Origin of the sequence: Chryseobacterium sp. MMO-72 (assembly GCF_037146035.1) — a bacterium.
GTDB lineage: Bacteria > Bacteroidota > Bacteroidia > Flavobacteriales > Weeksellaceae > Chryseobacterium > Chryseobacterium indicum.
The window spans coordinates 39,500-58,095 of the sequence record NZ_JBBCWG010000018.1 but is presented as its reverse complement, the minus strand read 5'-3'; the positions used below and the strand labels follow the sequence as shown (position 1 = coordinate 58,095).

General features: G+C 37.7%; 21 protein-coding genes. 20 read left to right on the top strand and 1 reads right to left on the bottom strand.

Features of this window, described 5'->3' with window-relative positions; genetic code table 11:
- The 20 genes from WFH39_RS19120 (at position 1) to WFH39_RS19030 (ending at position 17,595) form a co-directional block, all read left to right on the top strand.
- Positions 1-1,470, top strand: coding sequence for a phytoene desaturase family protein (locus WFH39_RS19120; protein ID WP_336691044.1), 1,470 nt, complete (start codon positions 1-3; stop codon positions 1,468-1,470).
- 2 nt (positions 1,471-1,472) lie between these two features.
- Entirely contained in the window at positions 1,473-2,309 is an 837-nt protein-coding gene (locus tag WFH39_RS19115; protein ID WP_336691043.1) for a phytoene/squalene synthase family protein, read from the top strand.
- A gap of 25 nt (positions 2,310-2,334) precedes the next feature.
- On the top strand, positions 2,335-2,805 hold the full coding sequence (locus tag WFH39_RS19110) for an SRPBCC family protein (protein WP_235130171.1): 471 nt from the start codon (positions 2,335-2,337) through the stop codon (positions 2,803-2,805).
- Positions 2,805-3,263, top strand: coding sequence for a sterol desaturase family protein (locus WFH39_RS19105; RefSeq protein WP_087711147.1), 459 nt, complete (start codon positions 2,805-2,807; stop codon positions 3,261-3,263). Before WFH39_RS19110 ends, WFH39_RS19105 begins: the two co-directional genes overlap by 1 nt.
- A gap of 2 nt (positions 3,264-3,265) precedes the next feature.
- Entirely contained in the window at positions 3,266-3,973 is a 708-nt protein-coding gene (locus tag WFH39_RS19100) for a lycopene cyclase domain-containing protein (RefSeq protein ID WP_336691042.1), read from the top strand.
- 181 nt (positions 3,974-4,154) lie between these two features.
- A complete protein-coding gene (locus tag WFH39_RS19095; RefSeq protein WP_336691041.1) occupies positions 4,155-4,484 on the top strand; it encodes a rhodanese-like domain-containing protein in 330 nt (109 codons plus the stop codon).
- A 44-nt stretch (positions 4,485-4,528) separates the two neighbouring features.
- Entirely contained in the window at positions 4,529-4,765 is a 237-nt protein-coding gene (locus WFH39_RS19090; protein ID WP_336691040.1) for a hypothetical protein, read from the top strand.
- A gap of 24 nt (positions 4,766-4,789) precedes the next feature.
- Entirely contained in the window at positions 4,790-5,086 is a 297-nt protein-coding gene (gene trxA, locus WFH39_RS19085) for a thioredoxin (RefSeq protein ID WP_116099601.1), read from the top strand.
- A gap of 1 nt (position 5,087) precedes the next feature.
- Entirely contained in the window at positions 5,088-5,789 is a 702-nt protein-coding gene (locus WFH39_RS19080) for a thioredoxin domain-containing protein (protein ID WP_336691039.1), read from the top strand.
- A gap of 3 nt (positions 5,790-5,792) precedes the next feature.
- A complete protein-coding gene (locus WFH39_RS19075; RefSeq protein ID WP_336691038.1) occupies positions 5,793-6,377 on the top strand; it encodes a TlpA family protein disulfide reductase in 585 nt (194 codons plus the stop codon).
- Between the two features lie 131 nt (positions 6,378-6,508).
- Entirely contained in the window at positions 6,509-6,892 is a 384-nt protein-coding gene (locus tag WFH39_RS19070) for a hypothetical protein (RefSeq protein WP_087711133.1), read from the top strand.
- Positions 6,893-7,111: 219 nt separating this feature from the next.
- Positions 7,112-10,264: an efflux RND transporter permease subunit gene (locus WFH39_RS19065; RefSeq protein ID WP_442891776.1), complete on the top strand. Its 3,153-nt coding sequence runs from the start codon at positions 7,112-7,114 to the stop codon at positions 10,262-10,264.
- A gap of 48 nt (positions 10,265-10,312) precedes the next feature.
- Positions 10,313-11,539, top strand: coding sequence for a TolC family protein (locus WFH39_RS21270; protein ID WP_442891775.1), 1,227 nt, complete (start codon positions 10,313-10,315; stop codon positions 11,537-11,539).
- Positions 11,540-11,543: 4 nt separating this feature from the next.
- Positions 11,544-12,683 carry an efflux RND transporter periplasmic adaptor subunit gene (locus WFH39_RS19060; RefSeq protein WP_336691037.1) on the top strand — a complete coding sequence of 380 codons (1,140 nt, stop codon included), beginning with the start codon at positions 11,544-11,546 and terminating at the stop codon, positions 12,681-12,683.
- A gap of 638 nt (positions 12,684-13,321) precedes the next feature.
- Complete coding sequence (locus WFH39_RS19055; RefSeq protein ID WP_336691036.1) at positions 13,322-13,708, top strand: hypothetical protein; 387 nt, start codon at positions 13,322-13,324, stop codon at positions 13,706-13,708.
- A 75-nt stretch (positions 13,709-13,783) separates the two neighbouring features.
- Positions 13,784-14,227 (top strand): thioredoxin family protein, encoded by a 444-nt coding sequence (locus WFH39_RS19050; protein WP_271247834.1) that lies wholly within the window; start codon positions 13,784-13,786, stop codon positions 14,225-14,227.
- A gap of 9 nt (positions 14,228-14,236) precedes the next feature.
- Positions 14,237-15,163 (top strand): FAD:protein FMN transferase, encoded by a 927-nt coding sequence (locus WFH39_RS19045; RefSeq protein WP_336691035.1) that lies wholly within the window; start codon positions 14,237-14,239, stop codon positions 15,161-15,163.
- An 84-nt stretch (positions 15,164-15,247) separates the two neighbouring features.
- Positions 15,248-15,604, top strand: a complete 357-nt coding sequence (locus WFH39_RS21265) for a DUF4266 domain-containing protein (RefSeq protein ID WP_442891774.1) — start codon at positions 15,248-15,250, stop codon at positions 15,602-15,604.
- 35 nt (positions 15,605-15,639) lie between these two features.
- Positions 15,640-16,830, top strand: a complete 1,191-nt coding sequence (locus WFH39_RS19035; protein ID WP_336691034.1) for a DUF3570 domain-containing protein — start codon at positions 15,640-15,642, stop codon at positions 16,828-16,830.
- Positions 16,831-16,899: 69 nt separating this feature from the next.
- The gene (locus WFH39_RS19030; protein ID WP_288459037.1) at positions 16,900-17,595 is read left to right on the top strand and encodes a VIT1/CCC1 transporter family protein; all 696 of its coding nucleotides are present in this window, start codon (positions 16,900-16,902) and stop codon (positions 17,593-17,595) included.
- Between the two features lie 68 nt (positions 17,596-17,663).
- Here WFH39_RS19030 and WFH39_RS19025 read toward each other — a convergent pair whose 3' ends face one another.
- Positions 17,664-18,431: a methyltransferase domain-containing protein gene (locus WFH39_RS19025; RefSeq protein ID WP_336691033.1), complete on the bottom strand. Its 768-nt coding sequence runs from the start codon at positions 18,429-18,431 to the stop codon at positions 17,664-17,666.
- Between the last annotated feature and the right edge of the window lie 165 nt (positions 18,432-18,596).

Genomic DNA, 18,596 nt, shown 5'->3' with positions numbered 1-18,596 from the left:
ATGAGCAGAAAAGTAGCAATTATCGGTTCAGGATTTTCCGGCTTGTCGGCAGCTTCCTATTTATCCAAAGACGGATATGAAGTGCATGTTTTCGAGAAAAACAGCGAAGTGGGAGGAAGAGCAAGACAGTTTACAACGGATAATGGTTACGTATTCGATATGGGGCCAAGCTGGTATTGGATGCCCGATATTATCGAAGCTTTTTTTAATGACTTCGGAAGGAAATCTTCGGATTTCTATGATCTTATTCCTCTGAATCCTCAGTTTGAAATGGTATTTTCAGACGGAGTGATGGGAATTCCTGAAAATTATGAAGAGATGAAAAACCTTTTCGAAAGCATAGAAAAAGGTGCAGGAAAACAGCTTGACGAATTCATGAACGACGCCCAGTATAAATATGAAGTCGGAATGAAAGATTTCGTAAACAAACCCTGCCATTCATGGTTTGAATTTGTCTCTCCGAAAATTGCGAAAAGTGCTTTGAAACTGGATTTGCTTACCAATTTTCAGCGGTTTGTAAGGAAATATTTCAAAAATCCTAAGCTTATCATGCTCATGGAATTTCCGGTAATCTTTTTAGGAGCAGCACCGAAAGATATTCCGGCTCTTTACAGTTTAATGAATTACGGCGGCTACAAATTAGGAACTTGGTATCCGATGGGAGGATTCGCAAAAGTTACGCAGGCAATGATGCAGATTGCTTCTGACGGCGGAGTTCATTTTCATTTAGATTCCAATGTCGAGAAAATTATTCTTGAAAACAACAAAGCGGTCGGTCTGAAAATCAATGGTGAAGAATTAAGATTCGACACGGTGATTGCTTCATCAGATTATCAGCATACGGAAACTTTACTTCCGGAATCTCACAGAAATTATGACGAAAAATATTGGGAAAAGAGAGTTTTTGCACCTTCCTGTCTTATCTATTATTTAGGATTCAACGAAAAAATTCCCAATCTTACCCATCACACTTTATTTTTTGAAAACGATCTTGAGCTTCATACAAACGAAATTTATGAAGATAAAAAGTGGCCAACAAAACCATTATTTTACGCTTGCTGTCCTTCAAAAACAGATAAAGATACCGCACCGGAAAACGGGGAAAACGTATTTCTTTTGATGCCTGTAGCGCCGGGAATAGAAGATTCTGAAGAAATGAGGGAGAAATATTTCCTTGAAATGATCTCAAGACTGGAAAAACATACCGGAACTTCAGATCTTATTTCTAAATTAGAGTACAAAAGAAGCTATTGCGTAGAAGATTTCAAAAAAGATTATAATGCATACAAAGGTAATGCTTACGGTCTTGCCAATACCTTATCACAAACTGCAGTTTTAAAACCATCTGTAAAAAACAGGAAAGTAAAAAACCTTCTTTACACAGGTCAGCTAACGGTTCCGGGACCGGGAGTTCCGCCATCCATTATATCAGGTAAAATAGTCGCCAGAGAAGCAAATAAATTGAATTAACTATGAAAAAACTTTTTGATGACCTGTCTTATAAAATCAGCAGGGAAACAACCAGACAGTACAGCACCAGCTTTTCTTTAGGAATTATGGCGCTTTCTCCGAAAATACGAAACCCGATCTACGCCATTTACGGTTATGTTCGTCTTGCCGACGAAATCGTAGACAGTTTTCACGATCATGATAAACAGAAACTTCTTTCAAAATACAAAGAAGAGACATTCTGTGCTTTGGAAGATAAAATTTCTCTGAATCCGGTGCTTCATTCTTTTCAGGAAACCGTACATCAGTATAAAATTGATTACGCCCTTATTCATCAGTTTCTGAAAAGTATGGAAATGGATCTTCAGAAAATAGATTATAATTCAGATTTATACAAAGAATATATTCTGGGTTCTGCGGAAGTGGTAGGATTAATGTGTCTTCATATTTTTACAGAAGGAAATATTGATGAATTTGAAAGACTGAAGCCTTATGCCATGACATTAGGATCAGCTTTTCAGAAAGTGAATTTTCTTCGTGACATGAAAGATGATTATCAGATTTTAGGCCGTTCTTACTTCCCGAATGTTGATATTTCATACTTTGATAATGCAGTAAAAGCCCAAATTGAAAAAGAAATTGAAGAAGAGTTCAAAATTGCGCTGGAAGGAATCAGAAAACTTCCACCATCCTCAAGATTCGGAGTTTATCTGGCATACAGATATTATATTTCGCTTTTCAGAAAAATTAAAAAAACATCCGCTGCCAAAATTGTCAACCAGAGAATAAGAATATCCAACGGAAGAAAGCTTTCTTTAATGATGAGCAGCTACGTACAATATAAAACTTCTTTTTTATAGATACATTTACTTACACCCTTGAATAATGAGACACAGACTATACAGAGAACAGCAGCTGAATTGTGATATCGAAACCGCATGGAAATTCTTTTCTTCGGCAAATAATCTTTCTAAAATTACCCCGAAAGAAATGAACTTCGTGGTATTAACCAAAATGGAAAACGATGAAATCTACGAAGGAATGAACATCGATTATTACGTTTCACCACTGTTCGGAATAAAAATGAAGTGGAGAACCAAAATTATTCAGGTAGATCATCAGAAGAGTTTCACCGATTTTCAGGAACAGGGTCCTTACAAACTCTGGCATCACCACCACGAGTTTATTCCAAATGAAAATGGTATTTTTATGAAAGATACGGTGGATTACGAACTGCCTTTGGGATTTTTGGGAGAAATTGCACACACTGTTCTGGTAAAGAAAAAAGTGGAAGATATTTTCACGTACAGATATCAGATTTTGGAAGAAATGTTTAATAAAAATACTGCGGAATAATGAATTTTCTAATTGTAGCAGCCACATTCTTCATTATGGAAGGAATGACGTGGATCATCCATAAATATGTGATGCATGGTTTTTTGTGGTCACTTCACAAAGACCATCACGATCACAGCAACGACGGACCGCTGGAAAAAAACGATTATTTCTTCGTTATTTTTGCCGTTCCCACCATTATTCTGATGTATTACGGAACCATGCAGAATTTTAACCATTGGTTTTACATCGGGGTTGGAATTGCACTGTACGGAATGGCGTACTTCTTCGTTCATGATATTTTTATTCATCAGCGCTTTAAAGTTCTCAGAAATACCCAGAATCCTTACCTTTTGGCGATCAGAAGAGCGCACAAACAGCATCATAAACACACAGGAAAAGAAAGAGGAGAATGTTTCGGATTTCTTTGGGTTCCGGTAAAGTACTTCAAAATGTATTTTAAAAAACAAACCACCTGAAAATGCTGCAATACACTTATCTGCTAATCAATTTTTTTACGGTTATCGTCTGTTTTATTTTTTCTTTCCATCATAAGATAAAATTGAACAGGCATTTTAAGGCATTTATTCTTGCTTCGTCTATTGTAGCCCTGTTTTTTATCGTTTGGGATATCTGGTTTACCAAAATAGGAGTGTGGTGGTTTAACGATAAATATCTTCTGGGACTCAGAATTGTAAACCTCCCCATTGAAGAAATTTTATTTTTTATCTGCATTCCGTTCTCTTGTATTTTTACCTATTTCTGTCTGGATAAATTTTTCAGGCTCGACTGGAAACCCGAAATGGAGAAAATATTTGTTATTTTTTCCATCGTCACTTTGGTTATTCTGGCATTGTACTGCAAAAACAGAATTTATCCTTTTGTGACGTTTTTAACGACAGCAATCAGTCTGTTTGTATTGTATTTCATCTTAAACGCAAGATGGATCGGCAAAGGTTCTTTTATTTATCTGATTCTGATGCCCGGATTTCTGGGAGTGAACGGAATTCTTACCGGAACAGGACTCGATTCTCCGATTGTAAATTACAATCCTGAACATTTTCTGGGAATCAGAATTTTGACGATTCCGATTGAAGATACGGTCTACGGTTATGAAATGATTCTATGGAATATTTTCCTGTTTCAGAAGTTTAAAAAGAAAGAACAGGCGATAGAAGAAACTGCATAATTTTATCATCATCAAAATAATTTTCCCGTTAAATCTATTTTTTCTGGTCACAGTTCTTCGGAGTCTGTGGCTTTTTTTTCGTCAATCTTTTATCAGATTAATTTAGAAAAATACTTATGTAACAAAAGTAGCAGTAAAGCCATTTTTAAATCCTGAAATTTGTTCAGAAAATATTTTAAAAATGAACTTATTATCCATATTATTTGGCAAAAAAGATAGCTCCGCACTGGAAAATGCATTGAAAAACAATCCTTTTCTGGTTGATGTGAGAACTCCTTCCGAATTCGCTTCAGGAAGTGTAAAAGGCAAACAGAATATTCCGCTGAGCGAAATTAAAAATCAGATTTCAAAGTTTAAAAACAAAAACCAGATCATTGTATTCTGCAGAAGCGGCAACAGAAGCGCCATGGCAAAAGGTATACTGGAAAAAAATGGTATTTCCAATGTGGTGAATGGCGGAAGTTTAGAAAATGTAGTAAAAACGATGCAGAAAATCAAAAATGCAGGTTGATTTTCAGCGGGAATAAAATCTTCAGTAAAATAAAAAATCAAAAAATGTTTCACAATCTATTTAAAAACTGGAACTTTGTAAGACTTCTGCGATTGGCAATGGGAATATTCCTCACCATTGAAGCCGTAAGATCAGGAATGTGGTTTCTGATCATTACAGGAGTGATTTTTACAGTGATGCCATTGCTGAATATCGGATGCTGTTCAGGAAGAAGCTGTTCGGTTTCCACCAAAAATCATAAGCAGATTAATGATGAAATTAAATATGAAGAAATCAAATAAAACCATTAATAAACAAAATAGAATATGAACAAATTTCAGGAAATCATCAGTCAGGACAAACCCGTTTTGGTAGATTTTTTTGCAGAATGGTGCGGTCCGTGCAAAATGCAGGCTCCCATTCTTCAGGATCTTAAAAAAGCAATCGGAGATTCGGCAAATATCATCAAAATAGATGTCGATAAAAATCAGGCAGTTGCCGCACAGTTCGGAATCAGAAGCGTTCCTACTTTAATGATCTTCAAAAACGGAGAAGTGAAGTGGAAACAGTCCGGAGTCTTTCAGGCAGATGAATTGGAAAGATTAATAAAACAAAACATCTAAAATGTACAGAAACATCATTGTTGCATTCTTCTTAGTAGTCATTACAGGATGCGGAAAAGCACAAAGTATAACAGATAACGTACTTCCCGCAACCGAATTTTCCCAGAAACTCGATAAAACCAAAGACGCACAGTTAGTGGACGTAAGAACATCCGGAGAATTTAAAAACGGACATCTGAAAAACGCAATGAATATCGACTGGAACGGAGGAGATTTCATAGAAAAAGCAGCCGCTTTAGATAAAAACAAACCTGTTTTCGTCTATTGTATGAGCGGACCGAGAAGTACCGCTGCAGCCGCAAAACTCAGAGAATTAGGCTATAAAAACGTCTACGAAATGCAGGGTGGAATGATGAAATGGAGAAACGCAGATCTTCCCGAGATCAAAACTTCAACCGCAAAAGGAATCACTCTTGCACAATACAATGATTTGTTGAAAAGCAAAACGCCCGTTTTGGTAGACTTCTATGCAGAATGGTGCGCTCCGTGCAAAAAAATGGAGCCTTTCCTTAAAAAAATGGCTGCCGAAATGCCGGACAAAGTAAAGATCGTAAGAATCAATGTCGATGAAAACACAGAACTCTGTAAAGAACTCAGTGTTTCTGCACTTCCGGTTCTCAAACTTTACAAAAACGATAAAATTGTTTGGGATAATCTGGGATTGGTAACCGAAGATGAGGTAAGAAAACAGATTGCCCAATAAATCATGGATAAATCTCTTCTGTGGATCAGAAAAAACTGGAGTACAGTGATTATGATTGCTGTACTCATCCTTTTATGGGTAAATCCCGACGCAAAAGCATGGGTGATGAGACAGATGATTTCCACAGGATTATTCAATTCAAAAATAGAAGAAAAAACAGAAGAATCTTCACTTGTAACGCCGAATTTCAGTGTAAAAAATGAACACGGAGAAATAATTGAAACGGCTCAGCTCAGAGGAAAAGTAGTTTTCATCAATTTCTGGGCTTCGTGGTGTCCTCCATGCCGCGCAGAATTTCCCTCCGTTCAGAAACTGTATGACCGGTACAGATCAAATGAAGATATGGTATTTCTTACGGTAAATCTTGATGATGAAATAATTTTGGGTAAAAAGTATCTTCAGAAAGAAAAATTCAGCATTCCTTTTTTAGTTCCAGACAGCAGTATTCCCAAAGAATTATACAGCGGCTCTATTCCGGCAACCACTATTCTGGATAAAACAGGGAAAATAAGAATGCATCATTCCGGAATGGCAGATTACAGCAAAGACTCTTTCTATCAGGAAATTGAACAGCTTTTGAAAGAATGATTTAAATAAAAATAACCTTAGCGATCCTTCGTTAACAATCAATGTGATTAATTTTTGTGCCTAAGGAAAAAAATTCAGGCAGACTATAATTTAAAACCATTCTTAACGAAACATTTTATAATTTTGCAGAAGTGAAAAAACTGATCTCGATACTATTGCTTAGTTTATACTTGGTTTCTACAACCGAGCTCTATCAGTTTTTGAAAATTCCGGTGCTTATAGAGCATTATCTGGAACACAAACAGGAGAATCCGAAACTCACCATTGGTTCATTCTTCAAAATCCATTATGATAATCCGGTAAAAGATTCAGATTATACCAAAGATCAGCAGTTGCCGTTTGTTTCCCACGCAGCTCATCTTATCATCGTATGTACACCTGCGACACCTTTTACTTTTCAGTTGTCTGACAAAGAATCCAACCCGATTATTAAATCCAAACAGACTTTTTACAAAAGCATCTTTTACAATAAAGATATTCTCAATTCCATCTGGCAGCCGCCGAAATCTTGTTGATTTTTTTTGAATTCTTCTCAAAATATCTTTGAGAACGTTTTGATATTAAGTTAATCAACGATAGGTTCATTAATTTTTTATCAGATCAAACTTATTTATTCATAAGCATTTGCTAGAATCGTACATTCAAATAGAGATATTTATCTGTAAACCAGTTATCTATCAGCTGTTATCAATTATCAATTATCTATCATCTGCTAATAAGCTCAACAAAACATTATGCTTACAAAAATCATTGAGTTTTCTGTAAAGAACAAACTCATCATTGCGCTGTTGATTTTGGGATTGATAGGCGTGGGTTCCTATCAGGTCACCAAACTTCCGATCGACGCCGTTCCCGACATCACCAATAATCAGGTTCAGGTCATCACCATTGCTCCTTCATTTGGAGCAACAGACATCGAAAGACTCGTGACATTTCCCATAGAACAGGCGAACAATAATATTTCAGGATTAAAAGAAATCCGCAGTTTTTCCCGTTTCGGGTTATCGCTCGTTACCATCGTCTTTGAGGATGATGTAGATATTTACTGGGCAAGACAGCAGGTAGCAGAAAGGCTGCAACAGGTTCAGAGCCAGATTCCGCAGGGAATAGGAACTCCCGAATTAGGTCCTATTTCCACAGGTTTAGGCGAAATCTTCCAGTATGTGATCCGTCCCGAAAAAGGCTACGAGAAAAAATACGACATTACAGAACTCCGCACCATTCAGGACTGGATCGTGAGAAGACAGCTTCTCGGTGTAAAAGGTGTTGCTGAAGTCAGCAGTTTCGGAGGAAAACTGAAACAGTACGAAATTGCCGTCAATCCCGACAGATTAAACGCTTACGGAATCACCATCAACGATGTTTTCGATGCTTTAAACACCAATAACCAGAACACAGGAGGAGCTTATATCGAAAAAGGTCCTACCGTTTTATACATCCGGAGCGAAGGTCTGATCGGAAACATTGAAGACATCAAAAATATAGCAATTGCTTCCAAAACCAATGAAATCCCGCTGTTTATAAGAGATGTTGCAGAGGTGAAAACCAGCTTTGCAACACGCTATGGCGCAATGACATTCAACGATCAGGGAGAAGTTTCCGGGGCAGTGGTGATGATGCTGAAAGGCGAAAACAGCAATCAGGTTATTAAAAACGTAAAAGAAAAAATCGCCCAGATTCAGAAAACCCTTCCGAAAGGAGTCGTAATAGAACCGTTCCTCGATCGTACCAAAATGGTAAACAACGCCATCGGAACCGTAGAAAAAAACCTTACGGAAGGCGCATTGATTGTTGTTTTTGTACTGGTTCTGTTCCTCGGAAATGTACGCGCAGGATTGCTTGTGGCTTCCGTAATTCCGCTCGCAATGCTTTTTGCCATCTGTATGATGAATCTTTTTGGAGTCAGCGGAAATCTGATGAGTCTCGGTGCATTGGACTTTGGATTGATTATCGACGGTGCGGTCATTATTGTAGAATCCGTCCTGCATCAGTTCAGTCATAATTCAAAATTCAAAAAAATATTCTCTGTTGGAAAAGAGGAAATGGACACCATTGTTACCGATTCTGCCGGAAAAATGATGAACAGTGCAGTCTTCGGACAGATTATCATCCTGATTGTTTATCTTCCGATACTTACCTTACAGGGAATTGAAGGGAAAATGTTCAAACCGATGGCTCAGACTGTGGCTTTCGCTTTATTAGGCGCATTTTTATTGTCGCTAACTTACATTCCGATGATGAGCTCTTTGCTGTTGAGAAAAAGAAACTCAAAGCCAACCTTATCAGACCGGATGATGAAAAAAGTAGAGAAACTCTATCTGAAAACACTGCTTAAAATTTTAAGAGTTCCGAAAATGGTATTCTCCATCGTGGCTGTACTTTTCGTATTGGCAATTTTCATTCTCAGCAGAATGGGAGGAGAATTTATTCCTTCCCTTGAAGAAGGAGATTTTGCGGTAGAAACCAGAGTTTTGCCGGGAAGCAATCTGAATACAACCATTGAAAGTACACAGAAGGCAGCTCATATCCTGAAATCAAGATTTCCGGAAGTACAAAAAGTCGTGACAAAAATAGGAAGCGGGGAAGTTCCTACAGATCCGATGCCGATGGATGCTGCCGATTTGATGGTGATTCTGAAAGATAAAAAAGAATGGACTTCTGCCTCTACATTCCCTGAATTGGCAGATAAAATGAGCAAAGAACTGCAGGATGTTCCCGGAGTAACCGTAAGTTTTCAGTTTCCGGTGCAGATGCGTTTCAATGAACTGATGACAGGAGCAAGACAGGATGTCGTGGTGAAGATTTTCGGAGATGATCTTGACGTTCTTTCCCAAAATGCTCAAAAACTCGGAAAAATTATTGAAACTGTAGACGGAGCGCAAAATCTTTACATTGAGCCGATTGCAGGAATGCCGCAGGTAACCATAGAATACAACCGTCCTGTTATTGCACAATATCATTTATCCATTTCCGATATTAACCGGATTGTGAATGCTGCATTTGCAGGACAGAGTACAGGTCTCGTTTTCGAGGGCGAAAAACGTTTTGATATGGTCGTTCGTCTTGATTCCAAAGTCCGTAAAAATGTAGATGATATTAAAAATCTGCTCGTTCCGACTCCGTTTGGTAACCAGATTCCGCTTTCCCAGCTTGCAAAAGTTGAAGTAAAAAACGGACCCAACCAAATCCAGAGAGAAAATGCACAACGCAGAATTGTCGTTGGATTTAACATCAAAGGAAGAGACGTTCAGAGCATCGTGGAAGAACTTCAGACTAAAGTTAACAAAGAGATAAAACTTCCGACAGGTTATTATATGACTTACGGAGGTTCTTTTGAAAACCTGAACAATGCAAAACAGCGTCTGATGATTGCCGTTCCGGTAGCTTTGGCGCTTATTTTTGTGATGTTATTTTTAGCATTCGGCTCGGTGAAAGAAAGTCTGCTGATTTACACCGCAATTCCACTCTCAATTATTGGCGGCGTATTTCTTCTTGCTTTGAGAGGAATGCCTTTCAGCATCAGTGCAGGAGTAGGGTTCATCGCTCTTTTCGGAGTGGCAGTTCTCAACGGGATCGTTCTCATCTCAGAATTCAACAGATTATACAAAAGCGGAATCCGGAATATCGTAAGAATTGTAATTGATGGCGGAGAATCCAGGCTTCGTCCGGTTCTGATGACGGCTTTCGTGGCATCTTTAGGATTTATTCCGATGGCATTAAGCAACGGAGCCGGAGCAGAAGTTCAGCGTCCGTTGGCAACCGTGGTGATCGGAGGTCTTCTCGTGGCAACCTTCCTTACGCTTTTTGTACTGCCGCTTCTTTATGTAACCATTGAAAAAGGATTTAAAATGAAATCGCCATCATTTGGAAAACGCAAACGCCTATGAAGAAAACGCGATTACATATGACCTTTAAAAAACAATAAATATCTACATATGAAAAATAATCACAAAAATATAACGGCTGTATTCATTTTGCTATTCAGCTTTGCAGGATTCGGACTGAAGGCACAAACGCCGATCAATCTTCAGACTGCGATCAGTACCGCACTGGAAAACAACAGAAATCTTAAAAACGAAAAACTGAAATCTGAATATTCCAAAGCTTTAATAAAATCGGCTAATGACATTCCGCAGACTGGTGTAACGTTCGATTACGGACAGATCAACAGTGCCTACAACGATATCAAATTTGGCGTTTCCCAGAATATTGCTTTTCCGACAGTGTATAAAAAACAGAAAAATGTATACACCGAAGAATGGAAAAAATCTCTGCTGAATGTTTCCCTGAAAGAATATGAACTAAAAAAAGCAGTCAGCCTTACCTTTTACAACATTCTGTACTGGAAGGAAAAAGAAAAACTGCTGAATGAAATTCTGAAACTGTACACCGATTTTTCAGACAAAGCGAACCTCAGACTGAAAGCAGGAGAGAGCAATATTCTGGAAAAAACAACCGCTTCCAGTCAGAAATCGGCGATAGAAATTCAGTTAAAACAATTGCAGCAGGAATTAGCCATTTTAAAGATCCAGTTTCAGTGGCTTTTGAATACGGAAACCGATTTCATTCCCGAAGATTCAAAATCTTTTGCCAATTCTTTAAACGAAAAACTGGCAGATCATCCTTTGCTCAAAATCTGGGAACAGCAAAAAAATATTTCCGCAGAACAGATCGCGCTGGAAAAAGCAAAAATGCTTCCCGGATTACAATTCGCATATAATCTGAACAGTTTTAAAGGATTGGGTCCGGATGATAAATTGTATAATGCAACACCTCAGTTTCATTCGGTTCAGGTCGGTGTTTCGCTTCCGATATTTTCAGGAGGTCAGAAAGCGAGAATTGAAGCCGCAAAAGTTGCGCAGTCTGTTGCAGAAAGTGAACTGAAAAACGCTGAATTCAACCTTCAGAATCAGCTTAAAAAAGCCAGAGAAATCTATCAGTCCAATCTGGAAATTGTTTCAAAATATGAAAGTTCCGACCTGAAAAATGCAGATGTGATTACCGAAACGGCAAAAAGACAGTTTATCGGCGGAGAAATCAATTACCTCGAATTTGTGATCCTCGTAAATCAGGCGGTACAGCTTAAAAACAATTACACCGATGCAGTCTGGAAACTTAACCAAAGTGCCATTGAACTGGAATACCTTACTTTAAATCCGTAAAAAAATGAAATCAATTTCAATATATACTCTATTAATCAGCTTTTTTGTATTCATTCAATGTAAAAAAGAAGAAGCTCCCAAACAGGAAAAAAGCCTCCCGAAAGACGAAAATGTAGTGACTTTAACCGATGCACAGTTAAGAAATGCACCAATAGAAACAACCACACTTTCGTTACAGAATATCGCTTCCACCCTGAAATTAAACGGAATGATCGATGTTCCGCCACAAAATCTGGTTTCTGTAAGCATTCCGCTTGGCGGTTATCTGAAATCCAGCAATCTTCTTCCGGGAATGCCGGTTTCCAGAGGTCAGGTGATTGCCGTGATTGAAAATCCGCAGTTTATTCAGCTTCAGCAGGATTATTTAATGGCAAGATCCAAAGCACATTTTGCAGAACTGGATTACAACCGTCAGAAAACTCTGAACCAAAGTCAGGCAAGCAGCGACAAAGCGATGCAGCTCGCTCAGTCTGAAATGAACAGCCAGAGAATTTTAATGAATTCATTGGCGCAGCAGCTCAGACTCATCAATATCAATCCGGAATCATTAAAATCGGGAAGCATTACGAAAAGCGTTCCCGTGTACAGCTCAATCAACGGTTTTGTAAGCAAAGTGAATGTGAACATCGGAAAATATGTAAATCCGTCGGATGTGCTTTTTGAGCTTATTAATCCCGATGACATTCACCTGAATCTTAAAGTGTACGAAAAAGATCTGGAAAACCTGAAAAAAGGACAGCGTTTTGCAGCATACACCAATGCAGATCCGGGCAAAAAATATTATGGGGAAATCCTTCTCATCAGCAAAGATATCAGTCAGGGCGGTTTGGCGGAAGTTCACTGTCATTTCGATCAGTACGATCACAGTCTTGTTCCGGGAATGTATATGAATGCCGAAATTGAAACCAGCACCTCCTTTTCCAATGCGGTTCCGGAAGAAAGTATCGTGAATTTTGAAGGCAAAGACTTTGTTTTTGTTGAGGTTAAAAAACAGACGTATCGATTGACTCCGGTTACTTTGGGAGAAACGGAAAACGGGTTTATCCAGATTCTTAATTCTGATGATTTTAAGAATAAAAAGATCGTGACCAAAAATGCCTATACGCTTTTGATGAAGCTTAAAAATACGGAAGAAGAAGAATAAATATTAAATTTAAAGTAATTTGATATTATTATTCGTCAGTTAAAAATGTAAGTCTGTTTAAATTTTTTATTTAACCGCAAAAGAAAAAAAGATGGAGTAAACTTTTGAAGTAGCTTAGAGTAAAATAGCTTTGCTCCTTTAGGTGCAGAATCTGTGTAGAAAAATAATAAGTGTATCAATCAATCCGTAGAATTAATATCTGTAATACGATAAATGTTTTAAAGATAGCGTTCCTACGGAACGCCGAACGTACTGCTAATATGATTTCCACACAGATAATACTCCATCGAGTTTTCTAACATTTTTGCTTTAAACAACTTTAATTTAAGAGCTTATTTAATATTGCTAAATAAAAATTTTATAGCTTTTCTAAATTAAATAAACTTGTTTATTCTTAAATTTAATATTAAGAATTTCAGTTAGTTAAGTTGATTGTAATGAATTAATCAATAAATTGATTTTTATTAAGCTTAAAAAACTTAATTCTCTTAATGGTAAAAATAAAATCTAAGCAGCCTCTAAACAAATTTATAATTTAAACAATAAACTAAAGCTGAACAATTTATTGAATATTTTAGCGTTATAATCCGGATTAATTTAAAATCATTCTTAACAGAAGATTTTATACCTTTGATTAGGTGAAAAAGTTGGTTTCCATATTGTTACTATGCTTATTCTTGGTTTCTACAACCGAGCTGTATCAGCTTTTGAAGATTCCTACTCTGGTAGAACATTACTGGGAACACAAACAGCTTAATCCGGAAATGCCGCTGATTGCGTTTTTCAGAGCACATTACGATCATCCTGCAAAAGACGGAGATTACGGTAAAGACAGAAAACTGCCGTTTGTAATTCATTCTGCACCGCTTACTTTGGTTTTTACCATCAATCCGGGCTTTTATTTTGAAACAAAAACGGAAAATTTCAGATCGCTGAAATCGCATAAAATTCCTTCAAAAGACGAAGATTTCTGCTACAAAGGATTCGCGGGATCTGTCTGGGAACCGCCGAAATCATTTTCTTAATCCATTTACAATCTGATTATATCATAATCAGAACACATCATTTATTCTAAAAAATCATTATAACATTTTACAGTAATGAAAACAATAGTATCAGCCATACTTATGGTTGTATTTTCCTTTGGTTTCCACGCACAAAACAGACTGGAAATCGCAAAAAAAACGGCTGCAGAAAACAAAGAACTCATTCTGCTTAACTTTTCCGGTTCAGACTGGTGTATTCCGTGCATTAAACTTCATAAAAACATCATCGAAACAGAAGATTTCAAAAAACTGGAATCCGATAAAGTGATCGTGTACATCAATGCCGATTTCCCTAGAAATAAGAAAAATCAGCTTTCTGCCGATCTTAAAAAAGAAAACGCTTCTCTTGCCGATGCATACAATAAAAAAGGCTTGTTTCCGTACACCCTTTTATTAAATTCAGAAGGGAAAATTCTGAAAAGCTGGGAAGGGCTGCCTTCAGAAAATGCACTGGCTTTCAGTAAAGAAATCAGAGAAATTAAGGAACATCAAAAATAATTGAAAAGTATGGTCAGAGAATTCAAAAGACCTCAGAAACTGATGGGGAACGCTTTTGAAATTACCGTTGTAAGTGATGATGAAAAACTTGCACAAGATCACATTGATGCAGCCATTGCTGAAATCCGCAGAATCGAAAAACTGCTGACAACCTTCAGCGATGACAGTCAAACCAATCTCATTAATCAAAATGCGGGAATAAAGCCTGTAAAAGTAGACCGCGAGATTTTTGATCTCATTGAAAGGAGTTTGAGAATCAGCAGAATTACAGACGGTTACTTCGATATTTCTTACGGCGGAATCGATAAAAGTTTCTGGAATTTCGACCGTGAAATGAAAGAGCTTCCTAATCCTGAAAAAATAAAAGATCATCTGAAACTAGTTAATTATCAGAATATTATTCTCGATGGCGACAATCAGACGGTTTTTCTCAGAGAAAAAGGAATGCGCATCGGTTTTGGCGGAATCGGGAAAGGATATGCCGCAGAAATGGCAAAAAGAATTCTCATGGAAAGAGGCGTAAAATCCGGAATTGTAAATGCTTCGGGCGATTTAACGACCTGGGGAAATCAGGCTGACGGAAAACCCTGGACCGTAGGAATCGCTGATCCCGACAATGCAAAACAGCCTTTTTCTTATATGAATATCACCGATATGGCGGTCGCAACTTCAGGAAATTATGAGAAATTCGTGGTCATCAACGGTAAAAAATATTCTCATACCATCAATCCCAAAACAGGAATGCCGGTTTCCGGTGTAAAAAGTGTTACCGTATTTTGTCCCAATGCAGAAATTGCTGACGCAATGGCGACTCCCGTCAGTATTATGGGAATTGATGCCGCACTCGGTATGATTAACCAGATCAATCATCTGGAGTGTATCATCATCGACGATGAGGACAGAATTTATTCATCTCAAAACATTAATTTAAAATAAAATGCTTTGTTTATCAGAACAAAATCCTCAGTATCTGATTCATACTAAAGCAATTAAATCAACTTTAAAAACAAATCAATACAAATGGCAGACCTTATAAAAAACAGTCAGAAGCTTTTCGGATATTTATTTGGGCAGCTTTCACCGTCTTCCCCTCCCGCTTTTTTGCTCGTTCCTCACAAAAAGAGCTCCGTTCAAGCCGGGCTGCGAAGATTCAACGCTTTAAATTACAGAACATTTGCAGTTCTTTCGATAGTAACAATTCCTTTGCTGAATTCCTGTACCACCGTAAAAGAATACGAAAAAAATAAACTCAATGATGCCGAAATGGTGCTCGGAAACAGAACCATTGAAAAGACTGAACTGAGCTTTCAGTCTTACAGAGAAGGTTCTTCAGGAGCCAATGCCGGAAAAGTGGGCGGTGGCTGCGGATGCAATTAAGAAAAGAGAATGGTAAAAATTTAATGTGATCTACAATGAAAAAAATAATCATAAGTGTTGTTGCTCTTTTCGGAATTTTTAATGCAAAAGCACAGGAAAACACAAATAACGAACAGCCCAAAAAGCTGACTTTTGATGAAGCTAATTTAGTTTCTAGTTACTACAAACAGGACGGAAACAATTCTGCCGTTACAGGCGGAATCGGCTCAGAAAAACTGACCGATGTTTCCAACACGATTGATGTAACGATGGTGAAATACGATAAAAAAGACCGTAAAAATAAATTCAATGTAAGTGTCGGGATCGATCATTATACTTCCGCATCTTCGGATATGATTGATCTGAAAGCCAATTCCTCGGCTTCGCACGCAGACAACAGAATTTATCCTGCATTAAGCTGGAGCCGTGAAAATACCGAAAAAGGAACGACTTTAATGGCAGGAGTTTCTACCTCTTTCGAATTCGATTATACCTCTTACGGGGCAAACATCGGGTTTTCACAAAAAACGAAAAACAGAATGGGAGAGTTTACGGCTAAATTTCAGACCTTTCTGGATCAGGTAAAATTGGTCACTCCAATTGAACTGAGAACAGGAAGTAATACGGGAAAAGAACATGATGATTACGGAACCAGCGGAAGAAATACCTTTGCTTTGTCTCTGGCGTATTCACAGATCATCAATCAGAACTTTCAGGTTGAATTTCTGGCGGACGGAGTTCAGCAGACCGGATATTTAAGTTTGCCTTTCCACAGGGTTTACTTTAATGATAAATCGGTTCATCAGGAAGCTTTGCCGGATAAAAGATTTAAAATTCCTTTGGGAGTACGAGCCAATTATTTCTTGGGAGACAAGGTGATTTTGAGAGCGTATTACCGTTATTACACCGACGATTGGGGCTTGAAATCCAATACTTTCAGTCTGGAAACGCCTGTAAAGATTTCTCCGTTTGTTTCAGTAAGTCCTTTCTATCGTTACTATTCTCAGACTGCAGCTAAATATTTTGCGCCTTATCAGCAGCATACCGCTTTTGACGATTTTTACACCAGTAATTACGATCTGTCAAAATTCGACAGCCATTTTTACGGAGCAGGAATCAGAATCAGTCCGAAAAACGGATTATTCGGAGTAGAACGACTGAATATGCTGGAAATACGATATGGACATTACACGAAATCGATCGGAATGAAATCTGATATTATTTCGTTAAATTTAAGGTTTAAATAAAAAATCAGTTTAATTTTGACTTGTTAACATAATTAGCAAGTCATTTTTTTAACTTAAAAACTAAAGTGTATGCATCATCAGTTGGAAAAACATTATGTGAACAGAGTAGGCTGGCTTCGTGCAGCAGTTTTGGGAGCGAATGACGGATTATTATCAACCACAAGTATCGTTATTGGTGTTGCAGCAGCCACACCCGAAAGAAATACCATCATTCTTGCCGCACTCGCCGGAATGATTGCCGGAGCGATGTCTATGGCTGCAGGAGAATATGTATCGGTAAGTTCGCAGGAAGATACCGAGAAAGCAGATCTCCTTCGCGAAAAGCGGGAACTTGAAGAAATGCCGGAAGTTGAACTTCTGGAACTGGCTAAAATTTATGAAAAAAGAGGCGTAAGCAAAGAAACAGCTTTGAAAGTAGCTACAGAACTTACGGAACACGATGCTTTGGCAGCTCACGCTCATGACGAGCTTGGAATTAACGAAATTACTCAGGCTAAACCGTTACAGGCTGCTTTGGCGTCATTCGGTTCTTTTGCTTTGGGAGCGTTACTGCCGTTTATCGTTTCACTGGTGGCTCCCTTAAAGGAAATGGTGTATTTTCAATATGGCTTTTCTATTATATTTCTGATGATTCTAGGCGCTATTTCAGCAAGAACAGGAGGCTCAAAAATAGGAATCGCCGTTCTCAGAATTTGTTTCTGGGGAACGGTTGCCATGGGAATTACGGCTTTAATCGGGCATCTTTTCGGGGTTACGGTAGCTTAATCTTAAAATATTTTTTATAAATTGAAATCGCGGAGAATGCATTTTCCGCGATTTTATTTTTACAGGAATTATAGCTTCCTTCCATACATTAAAATTCTTTTGAAAGAATAAACTGCGGGAAGCCTAGGGAAATTTTTCTGAATCCTTCGTTTAAATTCTGTCTTAAAAGTTTCCTGCTCATCCTGCGAAAGTCTTTCCAAATAAGGAATTAACGCAGATCCCGAAATGAAATTAAATAGCGTTTCATGATCTTCCGCAATAATAGGATACACCTTCTGAAATATATTTAAATTTTCAAGTCCGTTTTCAAATAGAATCTGTACGTATTCGTCAATCGTTAAAACAGAAGAAGGACGGTTCCATCTGTTTAATTGTGTTTTGAAAGGTTGCTCATCCGACATTTCAGACAAAATCTGATTGAGAATATTTCCCGGCTGATAAGGCATTTGGATTGCAAGTTGTCCGTTACAGTTTAGTTTTGAAATTAATTCTGGGAATAATTTATGATGATTATCAGACCACTGCAGAGCCGCATTGCTGAAGATCAAATCCCATTTTTCATCACTTTCCAAAATTTCTTCTGTTGTCGCCTGTCTGAAATGGAGACGTTCATTTTCAAGACTTTTTGATTGCTCAAGCATTTCGGCAGAAGAATCTATTCCGATAAATACAGCTTCGGGAAATTTTTCAGCTAATATTGCAGTCTGTTCACCTGTTCCGCAACCCAGATCAATTGCCTTCATTGGTTTTTCTTCTTTAATTAAATCTGAAAGATCAAAAAAAGGCTGATACCGTATATTTTTAAACTGATTGTAAATTTCAGGATTCCAAGGCATAATTTTGTTGATTTAATGTAACTAAATTTACGAAATTATACATTGACAGCATAGATTAACATTTTAGATTGTTATTCTGATCTAAAAGTAGCGAAAAAAAATCGAAAGATTCATGCTTAGATTCTTACAGGATGACAAATACTAAGCAAAATAATCATGGCAAAA

Coding starts and splice junctions, on each gene's coding strand:
- WFH39_RS19080 (WP_336691039.1), top strand. CDS start 5,088: ATGTACAGAAACATCATTGTTGCATTCTTCTTAGTAGTCATTACAGGA.
- WFH39_RS19100 (WP_336691042.1), top strand. CDS start 3,266: ATGCTGCAATACACTTATCTGCTAATCAATTTTTTTACGGTTATCGTC.
- WFH39_RS21265 (WP_442891774.1), top strand. CDS start 15,248: ATGGCAGACCTTATAAAAAACAGTCAGAAGCTTTTCGGATATTTATTT.
- WFH39_RS19115 (WP_336691043.1), top strand. CDS start 1,473: ATGAAAAAACTTTTTGATGACCTGTCTTATAAAATCAGCAGGGAAACA.
- WFH39_RS19045 (WP_336691035.1), top strand. CDS start 14,237: ATGGTCAGAGAATTCAAAAGACCTCAGAAACTGATGGGGAACGCTTTT.
- WFH39_RS19090 (WP_336691040.1), top strand. CDS start 4,529: ATGTTTCACAATCTATTTAAAAACTGGAACTTTGTAAGACTTCTGCGA.
- WFH39_RS19050 (WP_271247834.1), top strand. CDS start 13,784: ATGAAAACAATAGTATCAGCCATACTTATGGTTGTATTTTCCTTTGGT.
- WFH39_RS19120 (WP_336691044.1), top strand. CDS start 1: ATGAGCAGAAAAGTAGCAATTATCGGTTCAGGATTTTCCGGCTTGTCG.
- WFH39_RS19075 (WP_336691038.1), top strand. CDS start 5,793: ATGGATAAATCTCTTCTGTGGATCAGAAAAAACTGGAGTACAGTGATT.
- WFH39_RS19025 (WP_336691033.1), bottom strand. CDS start 18,431: ATGCCTTGGAATCCTGAAATTTACAATCAGTTTAAAAATATACGGTAT.
- WFH39_RS19060 (WP_336691037.1), top strand. CDS start 11,544: ATGAAATCAATTTCAATATATACTCTATTAATCAGCTTTTTTGTATTC.
- WFH39_RS21270 (WP_442891775.1), top strand. CDS start 10,313: ATGAAAAATAATCACAAAAATATAACGGCTGTATTCATTTTGCTATTC.
- WFH39_RS19035 (WP_336691034.1), top strand. CDS start 15,640: ATGAAAAAAATAATCATAAGTGTTGTTGCTCTTTTCGGAATTTTTAAT.
- WFH39_RS19105 (WP_087711147.1), top strand. CDS start 2,805: ATGAATTTTCTAATTGTAGCAGCCACATTCTTCATTATGGAAGGAATG.
- WFH39_RS19030 (WP_288459037.1), top strand. CDS start 16,900: ATGCATCATCAGTTGGAAAAACATTATGTGAACAGAGTAGGCTGGCTT.
- WFH39_RS19065 (WP_442891776.1), top strand. CDS start 7,112: ATGCTTACAAAAATCATTGAGTTTTCTGTAAAGAACAAACTCATCATT.
- WFH39_RS19110 (WP_235130171.1), top strand. CDS start 2,335: ATGAGACACAGACTATACAGAGAACAGCAGCTGAATTGTGATATCGAA.
- trxA (WP_116099601.1), top strand. CDS start 4,790: ATGAACAAATTTCAGGAAATCATCAGTCAGGACAAACCCGTTTTGGTA.
- WFH39_RS19095 (WP_336691041.1), top strand. CDS start 4,155: ATGAACTTATTATCCATATTATTTGGCAAAAAAGATAGCTCCGCACTG.